This window comes from Shewanella sp. 1180_01, assembly GCF_052850535.1.
In genome coordinates this window covers 439,763-464,753 of the sequence record NZ_VXCT01000001.1, presented here as the reverse complement: position 1 = coordinate 464,753, position 24,991 = coordinate 439,763, and the positions used below count along the sequence as shown (strand labels likewise).

The 24,991-nt window shown below is 46.1% G+C and carries 21 protein-coding genes; 16 read left to right on the top strand and 5 right to left on the bottom strand.

Annotated elements, in window-relative coordinates; genetic code table 11:
- Window positions 1-10: 10 nt before the first annotated feature.
- The 16 genes from FW758_RS02130 to FW758_RS02055 all read left to right on the top strand — a co-directional run bounded on the left by FW758_RS02130 (window position 11) and on the right by FW758_RS02055 (window position 19,351).
- Window positions 11-2,098: an MtrB/PioB family decaheme-associated outer membrane protein gene (locus tag FW758_RS02130; RefSeq protein WP_446444514.1), complete on the top strand. Its 2,088-nt coding sequence runs from the start codon at window positions 11-13 to the stop codon at window positions 2,096-2,098.
- A gap of 216 nt (window positions 2,099-2,314) precedes the next feature.
- Window positions 2,315-2,920 (top strand): hypothetical protein, encoded by a 606-nt coding sequence (locus FW758_RS02125; RefSeq protein WP_446444513.1) that lies wholly within the window; start codon window positions 2,315-2,317, stop codon window positions 2,918-2,920.
- 137 nt (window positions 2,921-3,057) lie between these two features.
- Window positions 3,058-3,756, top strand: a complete 699-nt coding sequence (locus FW758_RS02120; RefSeq protein WP_446444545.1) for a uracil-DNA glycosylase family protein — start codon at window positions 3,058-3,060, stop codon at window positions 3,754-3,756.
- A gap of 8 nt (window positions 3,757-3,764) precedes the next feature.
- Window positions 3,765-5,006, top strand: coding sequence for a sugar diacid recognition domain-containing protein (locus FW758_RS02115; protein WP_446444512.1), 1,242 nt, complete (start codon window positions 3,765-3,767; stop codon window positions 5,004-5,006).
- A gap of 151 nt (window positions 5,007-5,157) precedes the next feature.
- A complete protein-coding gene (locus tag FW758_RS02110; RefSeq protein WP_446444511.1) occupies window positions 5,158-6,165 on the top strand; it encodes a catalase family peroxidase in 1,008 nt (335 codons plus the stop codon).
- A 344-nt stretch (window positions 6,166-6,509) separates the two neighbouring features.
- The gene (locus FW758_RS02105) at window positions 6,510-7,868 is read left to right on the top strand and encodes a GntP family permease (RefSeq protein ID WP_006081101.1); all 1,359 of its coding nucleotides are present in this window, start codon (window positions 6,510-6,512) and stop codon (window positions 7,866-7,868) included.
- Between the two features lie 242 nt (window positions 7,869-8,110).
- Window positions 8,111-9,310 (top strand): glycerate kinase, encoded by a 1,200-nt coding sequence (locus FW758_RS02100; protein ID WP_446444510.1) that lies wholly within the window; start codon window positions 8,111-8,113, stop codon window positions 9,308-9,310.
- Between the two features lie 275 nt (window positions 9,311-9,585).
- Complete coding sequence (gene panP / locus FW758_RS02095) at window positions 9,586-11,235, top strand: pyridoxal-dependent aspartate 1-decarboxylase PanP (protein ID WP_446444509.1); 1,650 nt, start codon at window positions 9,586-9,588, stop codon at window positions 11,233-11,235.
- 624 nt (window positions 11,236-11,859) lie between these two features.
- Window positions 11,860-12,972, top strand: a complete 1,113-nt coding sequence (locus FW758_RS02090; RefSeq protein ID WP_446444508.1) for a ParA family protein — start codon at window positions 11,860-11,862, stop codon at window positions 12,970-12,972.
- Window positions 12,973-12,975: 3 nt separating this feature from the next.
- Complete coding sequence (locus tag FW758_RS02085) at window positions 12,976-13,659, top strand: hypothetical protein (protein WP_446444507.1); 684 nt, start codon at window positions 12,976-12,978, stop codon at window positions 13,657-13,659.
- A gap of 372 nt (window positions 13,660-14,031) precedes the next feature.
- Window positions 14,032-14,340 (top strand): hypothetical protein, encoded by a 309-nt coding sequence (locus FW758_RS02080; protein ID WP_446444506.1) that lies wholly within the window; start codon window positions 14,032-14,034, stop codon window positions 14,338-14,340.
- A 120-nt stretch (window positions 14,341-14,460) separates the two neighbouring features.
- Complete coding sequence (locus FW758_RS02075) at window positions 14,461-15,117, top strand: Vat family streptogramin A O-acetyltransferase (RefSeq protein ID WP_432371833.1); 657 nt, start codon at window positions 14,461-14,463, stop codon at window positions 15,115-15,117.
- Between the two features lie 186 nt (window positions 15,118-15,303).
- Window positions 15,304-16,140, top strand: coding sequence for a helix-turn-helix transcriptional regulator (locus FW758_RS02070; protein WP_259581471.1), 837 nt, complete (start codon window positions 15,304-15,306; stop codon window positions 16,138-16,140).
- 199 nt (window positions 16,141-16,339) lie between these two features.
- Complete coding sequence (locus tag FW758_RS02065) at window positions 16,340-17,161, top strand: AzlC family ABC transporter permease (RefSeq protein WP_011846435.1); 822 nt, start codon at window positions 16,340-16,342, stop codon at window positions 17,159-17,161.
- Complete coding sequence (locus FW758_RS02060) at window positions 17,158-17,460, top strand: AzlD domain-containing protein (protein WP_446444505.1); 303 nt, start codon at window positions 17,158-17,160, stop codon at window positions 17,458-17,460. Before FW758_RS02065 ends, FW758_RS02060 begins: the two co-directional genes overlap by 4 nt.
- Before the next feature lie 598 nt (window positions 17,461-18,058).
- Window positions 18,059-19,351 carry an aerolysin family beta-barrel pore-forming toxin gene (locus FW758_RS02055; RefSeq protein ID WP_446444504.1) on the top strand — a complete coding sequence of 431 codons (1,293 nt, stop codon included), beginning with the start codon at window positions 18,059-18,061 and terminating at the stop codon, window positions 19,349-19,351.
- 116 nt (window positions 19,352-19,467) lie between these two features.
- Here the strand turns inward: FW758_RS02055 and FW758_RS02050 are convergent, their stop codons facing one another.
- The 5 genes from FW758_RS02050 to FW758_RS02030 all read right to left on the bottom strand — a co-directional run bounded on the left by FW758_RS02050 (window position 19,468) and on the right by FW758_RS02030 (window position 24,844).
- Window positions 19,468-20,181 carry a helix-turn-helix transcriptional regulator gene (locus tag FW758_RS02050; RefSeq protein WP_446444503.1) on the bottom strand — a complete coding sequence of 238 codons (714 nt, stop codon included), beginning with the start codon at window positions 20,179-20,181 and terminating at the stop codon, window positions 19,468-19,470.
- Between the two features lie 109 nt (window positions 20,182-20,290).
- Window positions 20,291-20,740, bottom strand: a complete 450-nt coding sequence (locus FW758_RS02045) for a GyrI-like domain-containing protein (RefSeq protein WP_446444544.1) — start codon at window positions 20,738-20,740, stop codon at window positions 20,291-20,293.
- A 100-nt stretch (window positions 20,741-20,840) separates the two neighbouring features.
- Window positions 20,841-21,224: a VOC family protein gene (locus tag FW758_RS02040; RefSeq protein WP_006081088.1), complete on the bottom strand. Its 384-nt coding sequence runs from the start codon at window positions 21,222-21,224 to the stop codon at window positions 20,841-20,843.
- 168 nt (window positions 21,225-21,392) lie between these two features.
- A complete protein-coding gene (locus FW758_RS02035; protein WP_446444502.1) occupies window positions 21,393-23,114 on the bottom strand; it encodes a phospho-sugar mutase in 1,722 nt (573 codons plus the stop codon).
- A 191-nt stretch (window positions 23,115-23,305) separates the two neighbouring features.
- Window positions 23,306-24,844 carry a hypothetical protein gene (locus FW758_RS02030; protein WP_446444501.1) on the bottom strand — a complete coding sequence of 513 codons (1,539 nt, stop codon included), beginning with the start codon at window positions 24,842-24,844 and terminating at the stop codon, window positions 23,306-23,308.
- Between the last annotated feature and the right edge of the window lie 147 nt (window positions 24,845-24,991).

Here is a 24,991-nt window from a genome sequence, read left to right as displayed (position 1 = left end):
AGACGAGAAAATGAAATTTAAACTCAATTTGATCACTCTTGCGTTACTGGCAAACACAGGTTTTGCGATAGCGGCCGATGGGTATGGCTTGGCCAATGCCAATACCGAAAAAGTCAAAATGTCCGCATGGAGCTGTAAAGGCTGCGTCGTTGAAACGGGCACATCGGGTACTGTGGGTGTCGGTGTAGGTTATAACAGCGAAGAGGACATTCGCTCGGCGAATGCCTTTGGGACGTCAAACGAAGTCGCAGGGAAATTGGATGCTGATGTCACCTTTCGCGGTGAAAAAGGCTATCGTGCCAGCGTTGAAGCCTATCAACTGGGCATGGATGGCGGCCGCTTAGAGGTGAATGCCGGCAAACAAGGCCAGTACAATGTCAATGTGAACTATCGCCAGATTGCCACTTACAACAGCAACAGTGCCTTAACGCCCTACTCGGGTGTGGGCAGCGATAATTTAACGCTGCCAGACAACTGGGTGACGGCGGGTTCAAGCAGCCAAATGCCATTACTGATGGACAGCCTGAACTCCTTAGAACTGTCGCTCAAACGTGAGCGCACAGGGCTAGGTTTTGATTATCAAGGTGAATCGCTGTGGAGCACACATGTGAGCTACATGCGTGAAGAGAAAACCGGCTTGAAAAAAGCATCTGGTGGATTCTTCAACCAATCTATGATGTTAGCCGAGCCTGTCGATTACACTACTGACTCCATTGAAGCGGGTATCAAGCTTAAAGGCGACAACTGGTTCACCGCACTTAACTACAATGGCTCGATTTTTAAGAATGAGTACAATCAGTTAAATTTTGACAGTGCGTTTAATCCAACCTTTGGCGCGCAAACCACGGGCTCTATCGCCCTTGATCCTGACAATCAGTCACACACAGTATCGTTAATGGGCCAATACAACGACAGTACCAATGTGCTATCGGCTCGCTTGCTTACCGGACAAATGAGTCAAGACCAAGCGTTAGTGACTTCAGGTTATGGTTATCAAGTGCCAACTGAAGCCCTTGATGCCAAGGTCGACCTTATCGGTTTGAACTTAAAAGTGGTCAGCAAAGTCACCAACTCACTGCGCTTAAGTGGTAGCTACGACTATAACGACCGCGATAACAATACGCAGATTGAAGAGTGGACCCAAGTCAGCATCAACAATGTCAACGGTAAGGTGGCCTATAACACCCCTTACGACAACACTAGCCAACGCTTCAAAGTGGCGGCGGATTATCGTATTACCCGCGGCATGAAACTCGATGGCGGCTATGACTTCAGACGTGACGAACGTAATTATCAAGACCGTGAAACCACGGATGAGAACACGGTTTGGGCGCGTTTCAGAGTCAACAGCTTCGAAACTTGGGATATGTGGGTTAAGGGCAGTTACGGTCAACGTGACGGCTCTGAATATCAAGCCTCTGAATGGACATCGTCTGAAACCAACAGCCTGTTGCGTAAGTACAATCTGGCGAACCGTGACAGAACCCAAGTGGAAGCACGAGTCACTCACTCGCCTATCGAAAGCCTGACCATAGATTTCGGTGCCCGTTACGCATTAGATGACTACACAGATACTGTCATCGGTTTAACTGAGTCAAAAGACACCAGTTATGATGCCAACATCAGCTACATGATCACCGATGATTTACTGGCGAACGCCTTCTACAACTATCAAATCATTGAATCTGAACAGGCGGGTAGCAGCAACTACAGCACCCCAACCTGGACAGGATTCATTGAAGATAAAGTCGATGTTGTCGGCGCTGGCATTAGCTACAACAACTTACTTGAGACCAAGTTACGCATGGGACTGGATTACACCTATTCAGACTCCAACAGTAACACCCAAGTTAGACAAGGTATCACAGGCGACTACGGCGATTATTTTGCTAAAGTACACAACATTAACTTATACGCTCAATATCAAGCCACCGAGAAAATGGCGCTGCGCTTGGATTATAAAATTGAGAACTATAAGGACAATGACGCTGCCAATGATATCGCCGTTGATGGCATTTGGAACGTCGTAGGCTTTGGCAGCAATAGCCATGACTATACAGCGCAGATGATCATGTTAAGCATGAGCTACAAGCTCTAATCCTCAATGATAGACAATCCAAAAGCCCGCATCTTGCGGGCTTTTGTTTAACCGCAGCAGTCACATGCAAAATCATTACATCAGCCCAGATATAAGTAAAAATCTTGAATAAGATCAGACTCTGGCGCAAAAGTCCGCCCATAAAAACCTTATTCCTTGAGTTTTAGCTCACTTTAGCGGATCTTAATTCAATCTTTTGGTTAATCCTCTGAGTCCATGCGTATTTATTCTCCCCTCTGCCAATCTAAGTGCTTGTCGTCTCTTCCCGCCCTACTGGGGCTGAGTCTATTGCCCTTACCCGCCTTGGCGTTCGACCCCTCGGGCGGCACCGCCAGCCTGTTTATCATTCTCGGCCTCGGCGGCTTTACCTTAATCAATTTATTTTTACAGGGTTTGTTCTTTTTTGCGGGTCGGTATCGCAGCGCCACCTTTGCCAAACGTCATGTATTAAGCGCCTTAATCGTACCGCTGATTGCCGTCGCCTTAGCCATCTATGATCACAGAGGTTGGAGTGATTTCGCCTTAAACTTAGGCATTATTTGTGTGGGGATTGGACTGATATTATTGCCACTACAACTGTGCCAAATCGATAAACCCGCCAATCGTAATGCCGATTGGATCATCAGCCTAGGGGCATTATTCATCCTAGCCTTGAGTTATGTCATTGCGCCCTTAGCCTTTTTTACCATTGTGCTAACCCACATCTGTTTGGCTTCAAGCCCAAGTAGAGTGCCTAAGTTATTAAGCTACTTGGGCCTATTGTTAGGGTACGGTCTTTTTGGCTACTGGCTATATCAAACGGCGATGATGTTCCAATCCTGATTGAAAATGAATCAGCGATGACATTAACCACTGGCACTGACCACTGACTAAGACAAATTTTGACTAAAACACATTGCACTAACGCGCCGGCGTCATCACCGCTAAGCGAAACAGTATCGCCGCCCAATTCTGCATCAATGGCAGCGCTGCTGACGAAAATTAACGCCTGTACTTTATGTCAGGCCGATTTGCCCTTAGCGCCCAAGCCGATACTACAGGCCAGTAGCCAAGCGCGGATTTTGATTGCCGGCCAAGCTCCGGGCGTGAAAACCCACCATAAAGGCATACCATTTGACGATGCCAGTGGTGAACGGCTGCGCACTTGGTTGAATGTCACGCGGGAGCAATTTTACGACCCAGCCCTTTTTGCCATTGTCCCTATGGGATTTTGTTTTCCGGGCAGTATCGAAAAAAACGGTAAAAAGCAGGGTGATAAACCACCGCGCCCCGAATGCGCCGCCACTTGGCATCAAGCCTTACTTGCCCTAATGCCCCAAATAGAGTTAATCGTGATCCTCGGCCAATATGCCATCGATTATCATCTACCGCGTGAATCGTCCGTGGCCATAAACCCCACTTCGCCGCTCACTAAGCTTCAAACAACCCACATAAATGTATCGTCCAGCACCAAAGCAAAAACCATCCCCAAACTTAAACCCATCACAGTGACCCAAGCGTGCGCGCAGTGGCAGCAATATTGGCCTAAGTATCTTGTCTTGCCGCACCCAAGCCCGCGTAATAATCTTTGGCTTAAGCAGCATCCTGAGTTTGAACGCGATATGCTACCCAGATTAAGAATGCGTATTGCATCCCAGTTAAACCTTCAACCACTCTAGGCACTTATATGTATCTGCTTGATTCTGCCATCGCTAAACAAATTGTGAGTCGCACGATGAAAATCATTGGCCACAATATCAATGTGATGAATGGCCAAGGGGTGATTTTAGGCTCAGGCGATCCTAAACGTATTGGTTCAACCCACGAAGGCGCGCTGCTAGCCATTGCCCAAAATCGCAATGTGGAGATAAGCCAAGAAGTGGCCTCTGGATTACATGGCGTTAAACCTGGCATCAATTTACCCTTGCATTATCAAGGACAAATCATAGGTGTTGTCGGCATTACTGGCGATCCTAGTGAGCTTACCCATTACGGTGAATTACTCAAAATGACCGCCGAAATGATTGTCGAACAAGCCAACCTGCAGGATAAATTGCAGTGGGAGAATCGCCAGCGCGAAGAGTTTATTTTGCAGCTGATCAAAGCTGAAACCGACGATGATGAGCAGTTGCACCGCTGGGCAAAACAGTTAGAAATTGATATCAGCCTGCCACGGGTCGCGGCCATTATTGAGATCAGCGAGAAGCACACCCAAAAACAACATTTAAAGACTGACGCCAACTCATCGGCCTTGTACTTAGCAGAAGCTTCCGCTCAGTCCGCCGATGAACGCAGCCCCAGAGTCAGTGAAACCCTCAAGCAAGTGCTGCATCTATTGCAATACCCTGACCGAGCCAACTTGATTGCCATGACCTCAATGTCGCAATTGGTGATCCTAAAGCCCGCTTTTTTAGATGGTAAACAATGGGATCCTGAGCTTGAAAATCAACGCATCGACAAGCTGTTACAACGCTTACCCGCCCAAATGGATTTAAACTTTAAAATTGCCTTGGGTCATTTTTTCCCTGAAAAAGGCGGTATAGCGCGCTCCTATCAAACCGCGCAGGAAACCTTAGCCCTAGGTAAACAGCGCGATGCAGAGGGCAATAAATACCTGTTCGAAGATTATTCCCTGCAAGTACTACTAGCGGGACTTAAACAAGACTGGCGCGGTCAGGCACTAGCGTCACCCTATCAGCAACTCGCCAAGGCCGATAAAAACGGCCAGTTACGCAAAACCTTAGCCGCCTATATCACCCACTTTGGTGATGCGCAGCAATGTGCGAATGCGCTGTTTATACACCGCAACACACTTAGATATCGCCTCGATAAAATTCAGCAAATCACCCAAGCCGATATCCAATCCCTGCATGGATTATTGAGTTTGTATCTTGGACAACTGCTTGATACTTCGGCAACCCCAAGATAACGGGTGTTATTTCCTACGTCATTGAGTCAATTAAGCATTTATTAACAGATCGATTGAAAGATTTATACCGTATCCCCTTTCCTATAGTTTCTAATAACAATCTCGCGTCGACATGTCGAACGCTCGACCCAGACCATTGAAAGGAATTGCAATGACCCCATTCAAACTGACTTTACTCGCCAAAGCCTGCCTCATCACAGGCTTAGCGCTAACTTCACCCACATTAGTCGCTGCCGAAAAAACCATTCCAGAGCTGGTTGATGCCGTCAATGGCACGCCCGATGCGGCAAGTCGCGAGGCGGGTAAAAAAGTCAAACTGCGTAACCATACAAAAGGATTTTGCACCTCAGGTAGTTTTAAACCGGATCCGCAATTACAACAAACACTGGCGATTCCATTTTTTAATCAAGATGCCATTAAAGTTACTGCCCGTTTTTCCCTTGGTGGCACGAATCCACAGATCTCCGATAAAACCGCTGGGCGCTTTATGTCACTCAAAATTGATGGCGATAAAGAAAATCTTAATTTTGTCACCACTAACGTCCCCGTTTTCTTCGCCAGTAATCTAGAAGACTTTTTTACCTTTCAGACCAAAGTGAAACAAGGCGCAGAAGGTAAACAGTGGCTTATCGACAATCAACCCAGCGCTAAAGCCTTTTTCGACTATGTCAAACAGCTGCCTCCCAGCCCTAGTTTTGCCAACAGCCGCTACTATGGCGTGAATAGTTTCCTGTTTAGCACCCAAAAAGGTGGCGATCAGCAAGGTGAAACGGTTGCGGGAAAGTGGATTTTTGAACCTGTAGCTGGCACGGCAGCGCTGTCAGCCAGCGAACTTGCCAATTTGGGTGACGATTTTTTAAAGGCAGAATTACTCGAGCGCATTAAAACCCAGCCGGCACAATGGAACCTCTATATTCAACTGGCTGAAACTGGCGACGAGATTAATGACCCTACCGTGATTTGGCCTGAAACCCGCCAGCGTTTGCTGGTCGGTCAAGTGGTGATTAACGGTGAACGAGATAGCGATCCCCAAGTGCAACAGTGCGATAAAGGCATTTTCAACCCGCTGTTATTACCTAAGGGCATTGCCGCGTCTGCAGATCCGATACTCAATGCTCGCACCGCTGCCTATGTCGAATCTTTTATTCGTCGCCAATAAAACGACGAGTTAAGCCAAGTTCCTCCTATTTAAGGTTGGCAAATAGCCCTATTTGCCAACTCTTACCGACAAGCCCCCCTTATCGACAAAATGCCCCCTCTTACATTCGAATTCACCTAAGCATTTTTGTGCATGAGCACAAAAATGGCGAAACATAACGCGGTAATTCCGTGGATTTAACCAAAGCTATTCAAGCATGCCTGCACAATAATAGGATGATCTTAAAATAGGATAACCTTAAAGCAGCCCTCATTTGGACTCAGGCCCAAATAAGCACTGCGCCCTACAATATAAGTCAAAAAACTTACTCAAAAACTTCAGCCAAGAACTGAACGGGACATAATATGAACTTAGTGCTTATTCTTATCGGCGTGATTGCATTTATTGTTATCGCGACCTCAAAATTTAAACTCCACCCCTTTTTAACCTTAATTCTAGCCGCCTTTATCGCGGCGTTCGCCTATGGCTTACCGAGCGGAGAAATCGCTAAAACCATCACCACAGGTTTTGGCGGTATCTTAGGTTATATCGGCCTTGTGATCGTCTTGGGGACTATCATAGGTATCATTCTAGAAAAAAGCGGCGCCGCCATTACTATGGCTGATGTGGTGATCAAGGTATTAGGTAAACGCTTCCCGACATTAACTATGTCGGTCATCGGCTACCTAGTGTCTATTCCAGTCTTTTGTGATTCGGGCTTTGTGATCTTGAACTCGCTAAAACAATCGATGGCGAACCGCATGAAGGTCTCTAGCGTCTCCATGAGCGTTGCCTTAGCCACGGGTCTGTATGCCACTCACACCTTTGTACCGCCAACACCGGGGCCTATCGCCGCCGCGGGTAACTTAGGCTTAGAGTCGAACTTGGGCTTAGTGATTGGCGTGGGTCTCTTTGTGGCCGCCGTAGCCGCATTAGCAGGCATGTTATGGGCGAACCGTTTTGCCGATGTTGAGCCAGATGGTGAAGGTGCGCAGGAGCTTAAAGCGGAAGCGAGCGACTATGAAACCCTGAAAAAAAGCTATGGCACCCTGCCCAGCCCATTAAAAGCCTTCGCACCGATTTTTGTGCCTATCGTATTAATTTGTTTAGGTTCTATCGCTAACTTCCCTTCAGCGCCTTTAGGTAAAGCAGGGTTATTTGACGCGCTAGTGTTCCTCGGTCAGCCCGTTAACGCTCTGATGATTGGCCTATTCTTATCCCTGTCGTTATTGAAAGGTGAGAATAAGATCAGTGAATTTAGCGAGCGCATCAGCCAAGGGTTAGTCACAGCCGCGCCGATTATTTTAATCACAGGTGCGGGCGGTGCCTTTGGTGCTGTCTTAAAAGCCACACCTATCGGTGACTTTTTAGGCACATCATTGTCGGCACTCGGTATCGGTATCTTTATGCCCTTTATCGTCGCCGCAGCGCTTAAATCGGCGCAGGGTTCATCGACTGTGGCATTAGTCGCAACCTCGGCACTGGTTGCGCCTATGCTCGGTGATATCGGTCTTGGCAGCGATATGGGCCGCGTATTAACGGTTATGGCGATTGGTGCCGGCGCGATGACGGTTTCCCACGCCAATGACAGCTTCTTCTGGGTCGTCACCCAATTTAGCCGCATGAGTGTGAAACAAGCTTACAAAGCACAAACCATGGCAACCCTTATTCAAGGTATCACCGCCATGTTGACTGTGTATGTGCTCAGCTTAGTCTTGCTCTGATAGTGATGAGTAATTAGTGATTTAACCTTGATTCAAGCTTGTCCCTTGGGCGCTAACCGCGCCCAAGATCTCTTTGTTATCGCCCAAATAATTGCAACAGTTCAATGTGCCAGTGATGGATATTAATACGTTTATATACCTCAGTGTTTGCACAGGAAAGCTGTTGTACCCAACGTAAGTGGCATTGGGTTTAGTGTTCAACATTGAGCCCTGTTTTATCCCATTTAGCTGTAGGATTTTTAATGAAAATAGTTATCGCCCCCGACTCATTTAAAGAAAGCTTAAGCGCCCTCGAAGTGGCCAACGCCATCGAGCAAGGCTTAAGACAAGTGATACCCGACTGCGACATAGTCAAAATTCCCGTTGCCGATGGCGGCGAAGGCACAGTGCAATCTATGGTCGATGCCACGGGCGGCAGTATTGTCAGCTTAGAGGTCATGGGACCACTGGGGCATAGGGTGCAAGCGCACTATGGCATTCTTGGTGAAGGCATTCTCGGCAATGGATCAAACTCTGGCTCAAACAGTGGTTCAGTCGCTGATATAAGTACTGGCGCGATTGCCGTGATTGAAATGGCCTCTGCGTCCGGTCTGCACCATGTGCCAAGGGAGCAACGTAATCCGCTGATCACCACCAGTTATGGGACGGGCGAGCTGATTTGTGATGCGCTTAATCGGGGGATAAAGCACATCATTTTAGGTCTAGGCGGCAGTGCCACCAACGATGGCGGCGCGGGTATGGCCCAAGCGCTGGACATTTTATTGCTCGATAGCCAAGGTAAAACCTTGCCTTCTGGCGGCGCGGCGCTAGCGAACCTTGCCCAAATCGATGTCTCGAACGCTCATCCGCTGTTACGTGAGTGCAACTTCGAAGTCGCCTGCGATGTTGACAATCCACTGTGCGGTGAGCGTGGTGCCTCGGCAATTTTTGGTCCGCAAAAAGGCGCAACGCCTGCGATGGTTAAGCAGCTCGATACGGCGCTATCCCATTATGCCGATGTAATTGCCCGCAATGGCATGACAGATCACCGTGAACATGCGGGTGCAGGTGCTGCGGGCGGTATGGGTCTTGGCGTGATGGCTTTTTTAAATGCCGAACTTAAACCCGGTGTTGAAATTGTAATGAAAACCGTTGGCCTTGCTGACAAAATCCGCGGCGCTGATTTAGTGATCACAGGTGAAGGCCGCATCGACGGGCAAACCGTGTTTGGAAAAACCCCGATGGGTGTGTTAAAGCAAGCCCAACTGCAGGGCATTCCTACTATCGGTATCGCGGGCTGCCTAGGTGACAACGCCAATGCCATATTGGATCACGGTATGGCGGCTATCTTCCCTATCATTCCGCACTTAAGTCCACTCGATGATGTACTGGCTAATGCCAAGCTAAACCTTAGTAATACCGCCCGAAATATCGGCGCGGTACTCATGTTAGGCCAGCGCTAATTTTTAGGGATAACATGAATTTTAGGACTAATGCTCAAGCTTGATGAGTGGCTCGTCGAGTTAAACATAAAGGCGCCATAACGGCGCCTTTGCTTATTTAGGCCGCAACGCTTTAGCAACACAAAATTTTAGTGCTTGATGCCTAAAAGGCCTTGCAGTAAAGTGAGCTCCCTTTTTGGTATTCCGCTGATTGAACATTTTGAGAGTCACTGGTCCGTTGTACTCTTCGAGCAAATTTGCGGTTTCACTATAAAAATTAATAGACGGCAAGCCCCATGACCCAGAAACTCCCTCGCCAAGCCACAGCATCCGAAGAAAGTCTGCTACGCATTTTTACTGCACCGGAAGATGCAGGATCAACGCTGAGTATTATCGAGCAGAAGCTCTCCGAGGACTTAGCAGGCTTTTTGGGTGATAGTATCGCCGCGCTCGAAAAACCCTTGTCGGAAATTGAAACTGATTTTCAAGCCTTTGAGATCCCAACTCAGCCGCGTTTTGTTTCCGATTACACCGACGAAATTATGCAAAATCTGGTGGCGCATTCGGTACACACAGCGGCACCGAGTTTTATCGGCCACATGACGTCGGCACTGCCCTACTTTGTGTTACCGCTGTCAAAAATGATGGTGGGGCTCAATCAAAATCTGGTCAAAATCGAAACCTCAAAGGCATTTACGCCGCTTGAGCGCCAAGTGCTCGGGATGATGCACCATTTGATTTACGCCCAAGATACGGATTTTTATCAAAGCTGGATGCACAGCGCCAATCATTCCCTCGGCGCATTTTGCTCCGGCGGTACAGTGGCCAACATCACGGCCCTGTGGATTGCCCGTAACCAATTATTAAAAGCCGATGGCGAGTTTAAAGGCGTCAGCCGCGAAGGATTACTCAAGGCACTGCGCCACTATGGCTATGACGATTTAGCGATTTTAGTCTCGGAGCGCGGTCACTATTCGCTAGGCAAAGCCGTCGATCTGCTTGGTATCGGTCGTGACAATATCATCAGCATTCCCACGGGCATCGATAACAAGGTCGATGTCGCGAAAATGCGCCAAGCCGCCCTTGAACTTGCCAGTAAAAACATCAAAGTGTTGGCGATTGTTGGTGTGGCTGGCACCACTGAAACCGGTAATGTTGACCCACTGACAGAGTTAGCGGCGCTGGCAAAAGAGTTAAATTGTCATTTCCATGTAGATGCGGCGTGGGGCGGTGCGAGTTTATTATCCAATAAATACCGCCACTTACTCGCAGGTATCGAACTTGCCGATTCAGTCACTATTGATGCCCACAAACAAATGTACGTGCCCATGGGCGCAGGTATGGTGTTATTTAAAGACCCAGAGTTCGCCCACGCCATTGCCCATCACGCCGAATATATTCTGCGCCGTGGTTCAAAGGACTTAGGCAGCCAAACGCTCGAAGGTTCACGCCCCGGCATGGCGATGTTAGTGCACGCTTGCTTACAGATCATCGGCCGCGATGGCTATGAAATCTTAATCAATAACAGCCTTGAAAAAGCGCGTTATTTTGCGGAAAAAATCAAAGCCCATGAGGATTTTGAGCTGGTCACTGAACCAGAACTTTGTCTGCTGACTTATCGTTATGTCCCCGCCCGCGTACAAGCCGCCATGCAAGTTGCTATTGAGCAAGGTGACATGGCAAAACTCGCGCACTTTAACGCGCTGCTCGATGGCCTGACGCAATTTATTCAAAAGCACCAGCGCGAACAGGGTAAATCCTTCGTCTCCCGCACCCGCATTCAGCCCGCCCGCTATTTTAGGCAAGCGACCGTGGTGTTTCGTGTGGTATTAGCCAACCCGTTGACTAGCAATGATATTCTGAATCAAGTACTCATCGAGCAAGCTGAAATCGCCGCATTAGATAAAGAGTTTTTACCAGCACTCATGGCGATGGTGGCTGAATAGCAAGTTGTCTGGTGTTAGTTATATACGAAGCTTAAATAAAGCGCTTTAATGTCAAACAGCCGCAAATAATTTGCGGCTGGTTTTATTTGCGGCACAAAACTGGTTGGGTATTACGTTAAATAACAAAGAGTAAGCGTCATTTCACCATGCCATAGTACGTCGAATTCAACTGCTTCCGTGACACGCGTGAAGCCATCCATGGCGGCTCTACGATGACATCCATGTCATCGAAGGTCACGTCCGCAGTTAAATTCGCCTTGGTTAATTTCTGCGTAATCTGTAGCATTTAAAAAAACAAATAGCGCGATCACGTCGTAGTGATTTTAACCACAACCTATAGGAATTATAGTGTCCGATGGGGTTAGACCAGAACAAGCTATAGGTGTCCTCACTCTTTATTGATATAAACAAATTTAGAAGACATATAACCTATCCCACCATTAACTATATGTTTATCATGTATTTTAAAATTGATTTGAATATTTTAAGTTTAACTTCTACATCCCGTTTTAAAAACAACCCAAAAACACGGAACCTATTGAAAAAATTAACATTTAAATTTTACAAGGTATGCGATAGAGTATACGATTATCGTATTATAATTTACCTATTTCAGAGGAAAAAATGCAAATACTCTCAGTATTTAATAACAAGGGGGGAGTTGGTAAAACAACTTTAACTTATCACGTCGCACAAGCGCTGTCTGAAATGGGGAAAAAAGTACTTGTTATCGATGCAGATCCTCAATGTAACTTAACCATATACTCTTTAGGTCAAGAAATCATACATCAACTTTGGTATGAAGAAGATAGTTTTATCGATGAAGGCTATGAAAGCTCAAAGAAAAAAATGTCTCAAGAAAGTTTTGAAGATTTATTAAGCCGTCCACGTAGCCTCCATTTTTTATTAAAACCAACAGAGGAAGGTACTGGTGATCTAACTTCCTTACCGCCCCCAGCAGCATTAAATAATAATCTTCATATCATTCCAGGGCGTTTAACTTTACACCTTTATGAAGAGAAAATAGCTAGCCGTTGGACTGATATATATCGTGGTGAGCCCCTAGCCATAAGAACAATAACTAAAATCCGCTCATTAGCAGAGCAATATTCTAAGCAATATGGATATGATTTTGTTGTAGTTGATACATCTCCCAGCTTAGGTTCATTAAATAAAGTAATCATTTCAACCGTTGATGGTTTTTTTGTGCCAGCCCTACCTGATCTTTTTAGTTTGTATGGTATTAAAAACATTGGTAAAGCACTTGCGGCTTGGAAAGATGAATTTGATATTGTTTATAAGCTTATTTCAGATGAAAAACGTCATTTATTTCCTGAAAAATTTGTTACTTTTCTTGGATATACAATTTACAACGCGAAAAAATACACTGGATATAATGCATGGGATTTGGCTAAAGCACATATGAATTATGCACATCAAATCCCTAGAACAATTGAAGATAATATTAAACCTGAAATGAGGGTACATTTAACTCAGGAACTCTTGGAGGCTCCAATCGGAGGTACTGCGGTCATGCATACACATAATACATTCCCCTCAATGGCTCAGTATTACAATAGCCCTATGTGGCTAGTTCCTGATTTATCTATAATTGAAGCAGATCATGTAGACACTCTCCGTGGAGCAAGTCGAAAATACAGGTCAACCAGAGATGCATATAAAGAATTTTGCAATGACTTACTAGTGAGAACTGCTTTATTACAATCTGAGGTTTAGAAAATGAATGAATTAACTTCAGATAAAATTGAGCTGCTAATTTCTGAGTTCGAAAGGAATAAGCATACTTTTATAAAGTTTATGAAAGGTGTAGTTATTGCATTTGAAGAAGAGCCTGAACTAAACACGAGCCATAATCCTGTAATATATACTGTAAAAAGTCGTCTTAAAGATGTTGACCATCTTAGAGATAAAATTCGTAGAAAATGGGCTGAAGGTGTAGAAGTAACAGTAGAGAACTTATTTGATATTGTTAATGATTTGGCTGGGGTTAGGGTTCTACATCTGTACCAAGAGCAATTTGAAAAAATACATTCCTTAATAGTTAGCCAAGAATGGCATCTCAAGGAACCTCCAATAGCATATTCATGGGATCCCGAAGCGTCTGATTATTTTAAGGGGTTAGGTTTAGAACCTAGAATTAAACCTTCTTACTACACAAGTATTCACTATGTTGTACAGCCTAAAAAAGATTCTGATATATGCTGTGAAATTCAGGTCAGAACTTTATTTGAAGAGATTTGGGGTGAGATAGATCATACTATTAACTATCCACATCCAACAATAAACAACTCATGTAAAGAGCAGTTAAGAGTATTGTCGAAGTTAGTATCGACAGGAACTAGGCTAGCAGATTCAATTTTTAGAACACATAACGAACAAGTTTTGCAAGAAAAGTCGAAATAAAAAGCTGTTGCGACTTACATAAGAAACACAGGACAGGCTTGAATCTTTTAGAATTCACAGTTAACTCCGAAGTAACAGAATACACCTCCCCTCGGAGTTGCCGCAGGGCGAATAGGCAAATTGCGTGAGTCTCGCCATGGATGGCGAGCTAGCTTTCGCAGGTGCAGGGACGCATCCTTCGGAAGCAATAGCAAATTTGCCAATGAGCACAAGGGGCTTTCAACTCCGTTGGGGGCGTCTTGGAGCATCCAAGGAGGATAGGACGAGCAGTCCTTCTTGGTCGGGTGTGGGGTGAAGCCCCACGACGTTGATTTAGCCTTTAAAAATTAACCATCAATCATCCCCGAAACCACATAGGAACTAAGGCCTTACATGCGAAAGATCATTCTCCCACTGCTCATGCTAAGCCTTGGTGCATTGCCTCTATTTGCTCAAGCACAGGACACCAGCGCGTTATGGGGTAAAAAGTATGCTGAGGTGAAGTCGAGTTTATTGGCTGCTGGCTGGGTATTAGCGCCCGTAGCAGAAGATGAAAAGCCAATGACAGAAGATTACCCCGAAATAACCTGTGGTAGTGGCGCGATGGCAATTTGCTCTGTCGGCTTTATGCGAGACAAAACTACGCTTGCCTTAGTGGTTGAACCTATTGAAAATACACTTGTGGTGACGGGCGAGTACTAGTCCGGCTCATCCCGCTATCAACACCACCACAGGCACCACTGCAATAGGCACCACAAATTCGCACATCAATCGCATAAAAGAATGCACGAGTTAAGACGTACTTTAACGATGGAGACAGTTATGCCTGACACAACAACTCATTCCCAATTAGGCCCAAATCCCAACGATAAAGCGCCGATGAAAGGCTTCCCTCAGGTTGGATTTCTTAAAAACTTTATTACCCGCGAGAACATTATAGTCGGCGATTATACCTATTATGACGATGCTGCGGGGCCTGAAAGGTTCGAGTCGAATGTGCTTTATCACTTTGACTTTATTGGCGATAAACTGATTATCGGTAAATTCTGCGCCATTGCTAAAGACGTGAAATTCATTATGAATGGCGCCAATCATCAAGTGTCAGGCTTCTCGACTTATCCCTTTTATATCTTTGGCAATGGCTGGGAAAAGGTAATGCCAGATCCCACCGATTTACCCCATAAAGGCGACACCTGTATCGGTAACGATGTGTGGATTGGCTATAACGCCACTATCATGCCTGGAGTGAAGATTGGCCACGGCGCAATTGTTGCCAGTCAATCCGTGGTGACAAAAGATGTGCCGCCCTACGCTGTAGTTGGCGGTAATCCTGCCACTGTCATCAAGCTCAGGTTCGAGCAAGATGTGATAGATAAGCTCGTTACCATCGCTTGGTGGGATTGGCCGATAGAAAAAATCACTCAGCACCTACACGCCATCGCGGGCGCGGATCTGACTCAATTACAGCAGGCGACCTAAGTAAGCGGGTCGCGAGCAAGCTTGATGAAAAATCTCAAGCGACAGCAATAAGCAACAAACATTAAGAAACCGCCATTAAGCGCAAAACAAAATCCAATATGCGCAATTTTGTACAAAAGCGCTGAGGATTTCTGGGTTACTATCAGGCATAACCCGCCCATTCATCCATTCAAGAAAGGAGGCTTGATGAACACAGAACATGCGGCCTACCAAATTGCCGATGAATTAGGTGGCCTTGAGTTACTCAATGCCCACTACCATAAACAAAATTTTAGTCGGCACACCCACGAAGGTTACACCGTAGGCGTGATTGAAACGGGTGCGCAGCGTTTTTATCGCACCGGTGGCAACCATGTGGCGCCAAAACACAGCATTATTCTCGTCAATGCCGATGAAGTGCATAATGGCTGTAGCGCCACTGAAGGCGGCTGGTCGTATCGTGCCATGTATCCAGTCCCTGCGCAGTTTGCCGGTATTAACAGTGAGCGAGCAGCAAACAGCGGTGCGCCCTATTTCCCTGAGCCCGTAGTGTACGATCCTGAATTAGCCGAACTGCTGCGCCTCACCTTTACTACCTTAGATACATCGGATAATCGCTTACTGCGCGAAAGCTTAGTCTATTCAAGCTTGACGCAGTTGATGGCGCGCCATGGCAAGCATCGTCCAAGCGACAACCTCGCGGCAATGGCCAAGCCTGCGTTAGCGCTGGTGAAATCCTTTATCGACGATCATCCCGCAGCTGATATTTCCCTTGAAGAGCTGGCAACGCTTGCGGGATTAAGCCCCTATTATTTACTCAAGCAATTTCAGCGTTATTACGGCTTACCGCCCCACGCTTACCAAATTCAGACCAGAGTCAGACTGGCCAAGGGGAAAATCAAGCAAGGCACACGGCTGCTTGATGTCGCTCTCGATTGTGGTTTTCACGATCAAAGCCATTTGAATCGGCATTTTAAAAAGACAGTCGGCGTAACACCGGGGCAATTTGCCAAAGAAATAGGCCGCAATATTATCCAAGCCTAAACAACCACTTTAGGTTAATCTGACATGCTCATGCTTACTATCCCTAATAACAGGCCGCTAATAACAGGTCTGCCATAACTAAACACTAGTCTCTAAGAAATAGTCGTAACTGAGCGGTAATAACAGAGCAAGCAGACCTTATCCAAGCATTCATTGTTTAACAGCGATCCTCGCGTCGCCGCTATTTTTAGGAGCCAAAGTGACAACCGACAAGCTTATAGAATCTGATGTTTCTCCCGCGCATCCCACAAAAGCCAAGGCTTTTTTAAAAGGCACCTTGGCCATGATGCCGCTGACAATAGCAGTGGTTCCTTGGGGAATTTTAGCGGGCTCCTTCGCCATTGAGGTTGGGCTCACGCCCATTGAAAGCCAAGCCATGTCAGCCATTATCTTCGCGGGCGCGGCTCAATTAGTGGCGCTCGGCATGGTCAAAGCCGGTATTGGTCTGTGGAGTATCTTAATTACGACGCTACTCATCACCTCGCGCCATCTGTTATATGCGATGGCGATGCGCAGTCAAATCAGTCCCTTGCCATTAAAGTGGCGCCTGACATTGGGCTTTTTGCTCACAGATGAACTGTTTGCCATCGCCAATCAAGGCAAGTTGCATAAGTTCGATCGCTGGTACGCCCTTGGCGGCGGCTTGAGTTTTTATATCGGCTGGAACATAGCGACCTTGCTTGGCATAGTCGCAGGCAATGCTATCGAGAACTTAGGCGAACTTGGGCTCGATTTCGCCATCGCAGCCACCTTTATCGCACTGGTCGTGCCCACGGTAAAAAAGCCGTCGATTCTCGTCTGTGTATTAGTCTCGCTCACTCTCGCTGTGGTATGCGCCTTGTTTGAAATTCAAGCGGGATTACTGATCGCAGCCATAGCCGGAATGACAACTGGCGTACTTTACGCCAAAGTAACCAAGGAAGCGGAACGCGCAGAACAATCCGCAACTGAGCTTGCAAGCACACAAACCCAAGCAGAAACTGGGACTAAGACAAACACAGCATCAGGAGAAAAAGCATGATTTGGTTAATGATTTTCTCAATGGCAGCGGTTGTGTTTATTAGTCGTCATTTACTGCTCGAACCTAAATTACCGCTGCGATTAAGTAAGGTCACCCAAACTTTTTTAAGTTACTCAGCCCCTGCAGTACTGACCGCTATCTTCGCGCCCATAGTGTTTGTGCAAGAAGGCCAGCTCGATCTCAGTTTAGACAACAGCTATCTCATCTGCGCCGTGGTCGCGACGATACTCGCGCTCGTCACCCGTAACACCTTGCTGACCACAGTGTTGAGTATGGGACTGTTTTTCTTGATCCATTAAGTAAGCAACATTAAGTAAACAAAGAGTCAGTGCCCTCTGTAGCACTGGCTCTTGCATCAAGCACTTATACAGCCTCTACCACACTTTTACCCAACCTCATCCCCTCAGATACTCGTGTATCTGAAAATCACTTTCACATTATCTTCCACTGTCTTCATGTCCTATAGCCTTATGACTGTATCTATTAGGGTATTGATCTCGGTTTAACTTTCGATATCGCACTCGGTATAACTCTCGATATAACTCTTTGTATAAATCATCCATTTAAAAATTTTTTCATATAAAAGTCAGTTTAAATATTAAATACGCCATGCCATTAATATTAATTCACGCACAAAATTAAACTCATTAAAAAATTAAAGTAAATACACTAAATTATAAAGTTTAAAATACCGTTTAAAAATAAAACAATTAACACTTTTAACATAAATTAAACACTATTTAAATTAATCTATTTTTACTTTGTTTAATAAAAATAAAAGTGCTAGTTTTTAGATGTGCCTAGCAGTAATGATTATTTATATGATTTAGGACTACATATAATTGCCATCGGCGCTCTCAATGAAAGGACATATTTTATTAAAATAAAGGAACAATCATGAGAACAAAATCTAGCCTGAGTATATTAACTTTATCCTGTTTAACCGCACTTGGAACTGTTTCTTTGTTGGCCGAAGCCGCTATTCCGAATACTATTCCAAAACTGTCAATGGTAGAACACGCTGTCCCTGATCTTGATTCGCTTAAAAATGATGCGATTAACGATCCCTCGTTTATCAGCTCGTTATTCTCCTTGGGACACCATCTTGGATATGCATGGGCTGGCGGTACGGCATCCCAGTATGTTGGTGAAGACATCGAAGTCAGAAGAGAATCGAGCAACGAATACAGTCTTAAAGCCCGCTATAACGGCAACGATCCTTATGCAAGCGGCTACAGAGCGAATGAACGTTTGAAGGTGAATTTACAAAATATCCATTTCGTGACTAATCCTCAAAGCCTAAAGTTAGGTTCACCCCAAGTTTATGATCGTGAAGCTATTTATACCGCTCCAGTAGTGATTTACAACTGGGGCGATACCGAAGATACCGGTGTAGCCACCCTAAACTATGATTACACCACTAGCTGGGCCAAAACCGATAATTTCTCCTTCTCCGAGAAAATTGGCGTAACCAATAAATATGAAGTGGGTATTCCAGGAATAGGTGGAGCGAGTTCTGAAATCAGTGCCGAATTTTCCGCCAGCCAAGGTTGGAGTGAAACCGACGGTAAAAGTACAACGATTTCAAGTCAGGCACAGTACCGAGCAGTTATGCCGCCTCGCAGCAAACGTTATATCTCAATCACTCTGTTTAAACAAAAGGCGGATGTCCCATACACCTCAAGTTTATATATGATGTACGATATAAAATATGAGAACTTCTTAAAATGGGGAGGTAATGCGCATATTAATCATCCGACAAATAGACCTAACTTCCCTTACACCTTTGGCGGAGCGAATGCGAATAATCTCAATGGTCCAGAAGCCTTAGTCGATCAATATCTTCATCAAGATATAAACGGTTATGGTGTTTGGGATTGGCCTGCAGCGATTCATTCGGCACAGTCAAAAAGTGGCTTTGAGTGGCAATTGGCGAATATTGTTAGACAACATGGCGCACCAATCAGCGGTAAATTTACCGCAATCGATTCGAGTCAATTTAATATAGATGCCAGTGAATCCTATCCGCTAACGGATGAAGATATTGCTAATCGTCCTAAAAGCGCTCAAAAATTAGGACTGAGTCGTAATATTCAAGTTGCCGTCGGCGAGATCCAAAATAATGATGAAGATGGTTTAATCAAAAAACTGAATATTTCGCAATCAAGCGAAGTCATGTTAAACAATTAAAAACGGTGATCTAAGGCTCTCAATAATAGCTATGACACGAGTATCAGAGAGATCTCGATACAACTAGCGAATTACTAGAATGTTACTAGCAAATTAGAAATGTAATAAAAAGCCACTCATTCGAGTGGCTTTTCTTTTGCTTCGGCTCGCGCCTTCGCATGTTCATCCATCAGGCAAATATAATCTTCTAGCTCTTGCCCAGGTGCTTGGTCAAAATGACGGTTCAACCGCACAAGGCCTGTGATGCGATCAACCCTGAAATTACGAAAGGCTGAACGTAGCTCGCACCAAGTCAGTAAGGTCCAAGTGCCACGCCAAAAATAGATGGCGAGCGGGCGCACTTCACGCTCGGTGACATCAAGTTTGACGTCTTGATAGAAGAGTTTGACGTATTCGCGGTGCTGAGCTGAGTTACGCAGCGGATCGAGGAATTGGAACTCATTGGAGTCGAGGTAAAAATCCGGTGAAAACATCAAGGATTGATAGGCTTGTAGTCGTTTTGGTAGTACGGCTTCGACTTTAATCATCGCCTGCCTCGCGGCGCTACCAAGCTCCTTGCCACCCCAAGTTTGCACCATACGCATGCCAACTTGAATCGCTTCGAGTTCGGCTTCGTTAAACATCAAGGGCGGAACATTCACCTCGTGGCGCAACAAATAGCCGACACCCGCCTCCCCTTCAATGGGAATGCCACTTAAACACAAATCCTGCACGTCACGGTAAATCGTGCGCGTGGACACCTCTAACCGTTCAGCCAACTCTTGGGCTGTGGTCAGGCGTTTATGTTTAAGAATTTGCACTATTTGAAATAGGCGGTCGGCGCGGCGCATTGACTCTGATTCAATCCTTTAGTTGCCTATCAGTTGATTAAGCATTGTGAGTTTACATAAATCACTGACATATCCTGATACTCACTTGAGTGATATTTTACGATTTAAATCATAAAATCCCGATATAAATCTCAACCTCAGTGGCGCTGAGATAGACTTCAAAATCAGTTTGATAACGTCGCTGATGCGGACAATCGTTAGCACTAAAATAGCCCCACACTTGTCCCCAAAGATCGATAACACACTGGGGCATGTCACCTTGACCGGTGAATTTAAGGTATTTACCGGCTTCAAGATCCAGCGACGTGAAGTAGTTTGCCTCAACAGGGGCATCAATTGCCTTGCCCACCAGCACAGCAAACTCGCCATTCATGTCTGACTCATAGTCATAATACACGCCATACATGGGCGAATTGAGCATGGCGGTGAGCTGGGATGATTCAAAAAAGGCTTGCCATAAACTGCCAATTTTAGCGCCATCGGCGCACATTTCGGCCCGATTGTTCGTGCGGGTGCTCAATCCAAGTAGCGGTCGAGCATCAATATAAACCACGTCCATCTTTGTTTCTTCCATAAAAATCTAAACCCATGTTTAGTTAATTGCGTGATTTTAGCGTCGTGCCTTAAGGCCACGACGCTAATACATTAATCACTCGAGACTACTTATCCTTAGACCACAGACCCACTTTGTTACCTTCGCTATCGGCAAATAAGGCGATATAACCACACTCACCGTCTTTTATCGGTGTGACTGGCAGGATAATCGTCACCTCTGCTGCGATAAGTTTATCCACTAAAGGTTGCAATTGTGCGCTGAAATGCAGATATACAGTGCTGCCTTGCATCGATGGCTGGCTCATGCTGCATTTGACTAGCCCTATGCTCGCCGCACTCGCATCTTCGGTGACTATCGTCGCATATTCCATGTCTTCCATATCGTCACGCTTAAACTCAACCCCAAAATGCTGCTGATAAAAAGCAACGGCACGGTTCATGTCACTGACAGGAATTTCACCCCAAACTAACGGTGCAATAGATAACATTTTCACTTTCTCCTTGTTGAAAAATATCAATGATTCAAACCTTATTTATAAAATTCAGGACTGAATCATTAACGGGCGACAACAAGAATAAAACAAGGCTACTGACAGCATGATGTCAGTAGCCTTTTAATAAAAGTGAATGTTGAGGGTTTTGGCCTAGTTAAAACGTTACTTTGGCAAACTGGCTTGGTGCGACTGAATAAAATCATCCATGGCTTTACTCGCCCTAGCTTGGGCGCTGGCCAAGGTATCTGTATCGACCATAGTTTCGACCACTTCGTAGTAGCACTTAATTTTGGGTTCAGTGCCAGATGGCCTAACGATCACCCGAGCGCCACCCGCTAAGCAATAGGTCAATACATCGCTTGGTGGCAAGTCGATTTTCTCAACGCTACCATCGGCAAAACGACGCTCAAGGGCTTTTAAATCATCGGTTGAGAGCACGTCTTGCTCACCAATCTTCGCGGGGGGATGTTCGCGTAAATAGGCGCCAATATTAGGCGTGTCAGGTTTTAGTGCAATACTCACCTGCGCATTGAGATGGAAGCCATGCTCACGGTAAATTTGCTCGAGTCTGTCCCAAATCGTTTGCCCCTTCGCCACCAGCTCGGCAGTTAATTGGGCAAATGCCACCAGCGCCGACAAGCCATCTTTATCCCACACCATGCTGCCAACTGTGTAACCAAGTGCTTCTTCATAGGCAAACAGGAACTGATCCTCAGGGGACGTTTTCGCGATACCCACATTCATCAGCCACTTAAAGCCGGTGAGCGTGGTAAAGCTTTGCGTGCCAAAACCTTGAGCAATTTTAGATAACAGGCTCGATGACACTATCGTGGTGCCCGTAAGTCGCTGATTATCTTTGGCGTGAGATAACAAGTAATGCCCAAAGAGCACACCGACTTGATCGCCCGTTAGCATCTGGTATTCGCCATCATCGCGGCGCACTGCGACCGCAAAACGGTCGGCATCGGGATCGTTGGCACAGGCGAGCATAGCGCCGTGTTTTTTCGCCTCGGCGATCACTAAATCCATCGCGCCCTTTTCTTCCGGATTGGGGAAGTTCACCGTTGGGAAATCCCCATCGGGTTCGCGCTGGGAGGCTACCGAATACACTTGGGTGAAACCCGCATCTTTCAATACGGTTTCAGCCATTTCAGCGCCCACGCCGTGCATGGCGGTATAGGCTAAACTGACCTTTTCTGGAGCCGTATGGTTTTGCAGCACCTCAGCGTGCTGCACGCCATGGCGATAGCTTTGGTAAAAATCGTCCTGCAGAATAATTAACTTACCTTGTTTTACCGCCTCATCATGTTCTAAAAACGGAATCACTTGATTCGCGGCGCGCTCAATTTGCGCGGCAATGCCAGAATCGTGGGGCGGAATAATCTGCGCGCCATTGTCCCAATACACTTTATAGCCATTGTATTGCGGCGGGTTATGACTCGCGGTCACTACAATGCCTGCTGCCGCATTAAAATGTTTCACCCCAAAAGCCACCAGCGGTGTCGGCGCCACTTTAGACGTTAAGCGCACCTTAATGCCCATAGCGGTGAGCACACTCGCCGCATCATGGGCAAAATTGAATGAATCGTGGCGACCATCGTAACCAATCACCACACCACGCTCGGCGGCATCTTTAATCTGATCAAGTAGATAAGCACCAAGGCCTGCCGAGGTTTGACGGATCACCAGACGGTTCATCCCCATGGGTCCTGCGCCGACCACACCGCGTAATCCTGCGGTACCAAACTCTAAGCGACCGGCAAAGCGCGCCGCGAGTTCGGCTTCATTGCCACTATCGACTAGGGTTTGTAATTGGGATTGAGTGCGAGGGTCAGGATCATTTTCAAGCCAATGGTTTACCTGTAACTGCAGATGGGTATTCATAACACGCCTCATTGAAAATCATTTGCAATCACATTAGGAAAAACAGCGGCGAAGAACAAGCTAATTTGCATTAATTTCAAAATCAGCTGAGGCTTAATTTCGGCATAAACTAAGGCTTAGCATAAAAAACGCACTATCTGGCCATTCATGCCGGATAGTGCGTTGGTGTTAACCTTAAACAAACTTCAACATTAGCGAGAAGGTAAAGTGCCCTCGAATACGCGCACTTTGATGTTCTTTTTCAGGTTATCTTGGTCTTCTTGCCATTCTTGCCACTGGGTGAGACTGATACTGAGCTGTAATGAAAAGTCAGTAGAAATCCACTCTTTTTGCCCTTGGGCATATTTAGGTACGGGGACTATGTTGCTTGGTCCAACAAAGGATTCTGAGCACATAAAGGTTTTGAAATACACTTGGTCAATCGATAAATCGAGGGCGCTGGGCGATGTTAAGCATTGACCACTGCCCGGCTCTTGATACGAGGCAAATTGGTACATGATTGCCGGAGTATTATTAGTGCTATCAGGAACGGATGCGGTTTGATGGCAAGATAAACAGCTACTTAATGCGTTATCCGCAGGGCCATTTAAACGTCCATTACACCCTAAGTGTCCCGCATTGGTGTGCTCATTCAAGCGACCAACCACCTCTTGAAATACAGCGCTATCCTTAAGCCCTGTGATTGGGTTTTGAGGGAATGCTGCCGCTCCCACTGTGGCTGGCGGCGTGTCATTACCCCACATTAACCCCAGTGGGGAGATACGATCCCAAGGATTTTTCTCTTTCGCTTTAAACTGACCATCGGCGACAAAAGTGCCATAGGCCCAGCCCACGGGCGAGCGGCTGTCACGCACTGCGATGTCAAACTGTAATAAGTACACATCGGCGACAGAGCGCGGGCATTGCTCTGTTTCCTGTTGGAAACTGCAAGCACTGCCATCGGCATTTTTACATTCGCAGAAATCACTGGCACTGATATTGGCTTGCCAAACGGGTACGTTTTCGAGGAAAGGATAATTATTGGGCGTTGCGGTAGTGAACAGTAACTTGCCAATCACACTACCTTCATTAAATGCAAAATTTTGCTGGGGCATTACAGGCGATGGCGCTCCTGTCCATACCTTGCCAATGCTATTAGCCGCCTGAGGATTATAAAACCCCACCGCCCACATAGTGGTTTTCAAATCGCCTTGGCCTTTTATCTCCATAGTGACGGGGGCTTCGCGGGTCAAGCCGTGGATAAATTCCCGCCCACTCATAGGATCATAGGTCTGATAGGGAATATGGTACCAAGAGCGTACCTTGTTATTACACAAATCCCAGTCCTTACTGATATCGCCTTTGTCGACATTCCCCTCTTGGATGTACTTCATCACAGCCCAAAGGTATTTCCACGCTTGGGTATTTTTATCTGTCTCACTCAGACTTTTATCGAAGGGATTGAATTCGAGCCAAGGTGCAGCATTATCTTGCTGCGCACTCGAATAGGCATCGCTCAAGCTAAAAATGGGTCCCTTCCAGCCCGAATATGCTTGGTTGATGATGACTTGATTGTCCCACATACCTGTTTTATTGAACGCGGGGTCTTGGAAGTAACTTGGGTAAGCTCCAGTACAAGTGGAAGTTACATTAGATGCTGTATCAGTTGCTTGTTTGTCTGCAGCTTTTGCACTGACAGGGGTCAATGAACAAACTGAGAGCATAAGTATGGCGGCAATGTTAAGTTTCATAATATCGTCCTTGAAGAGTATTAGTCCTAAAAACTCCCTTAGTGAGCCTCGAAACCAGCAGCGACTCAAAGTAAGCATAGACTAATTTTTAATATCCTCATTTTTTAACATCCTCTATAAAGCTTAACGATTCGGATAGTAAGAATA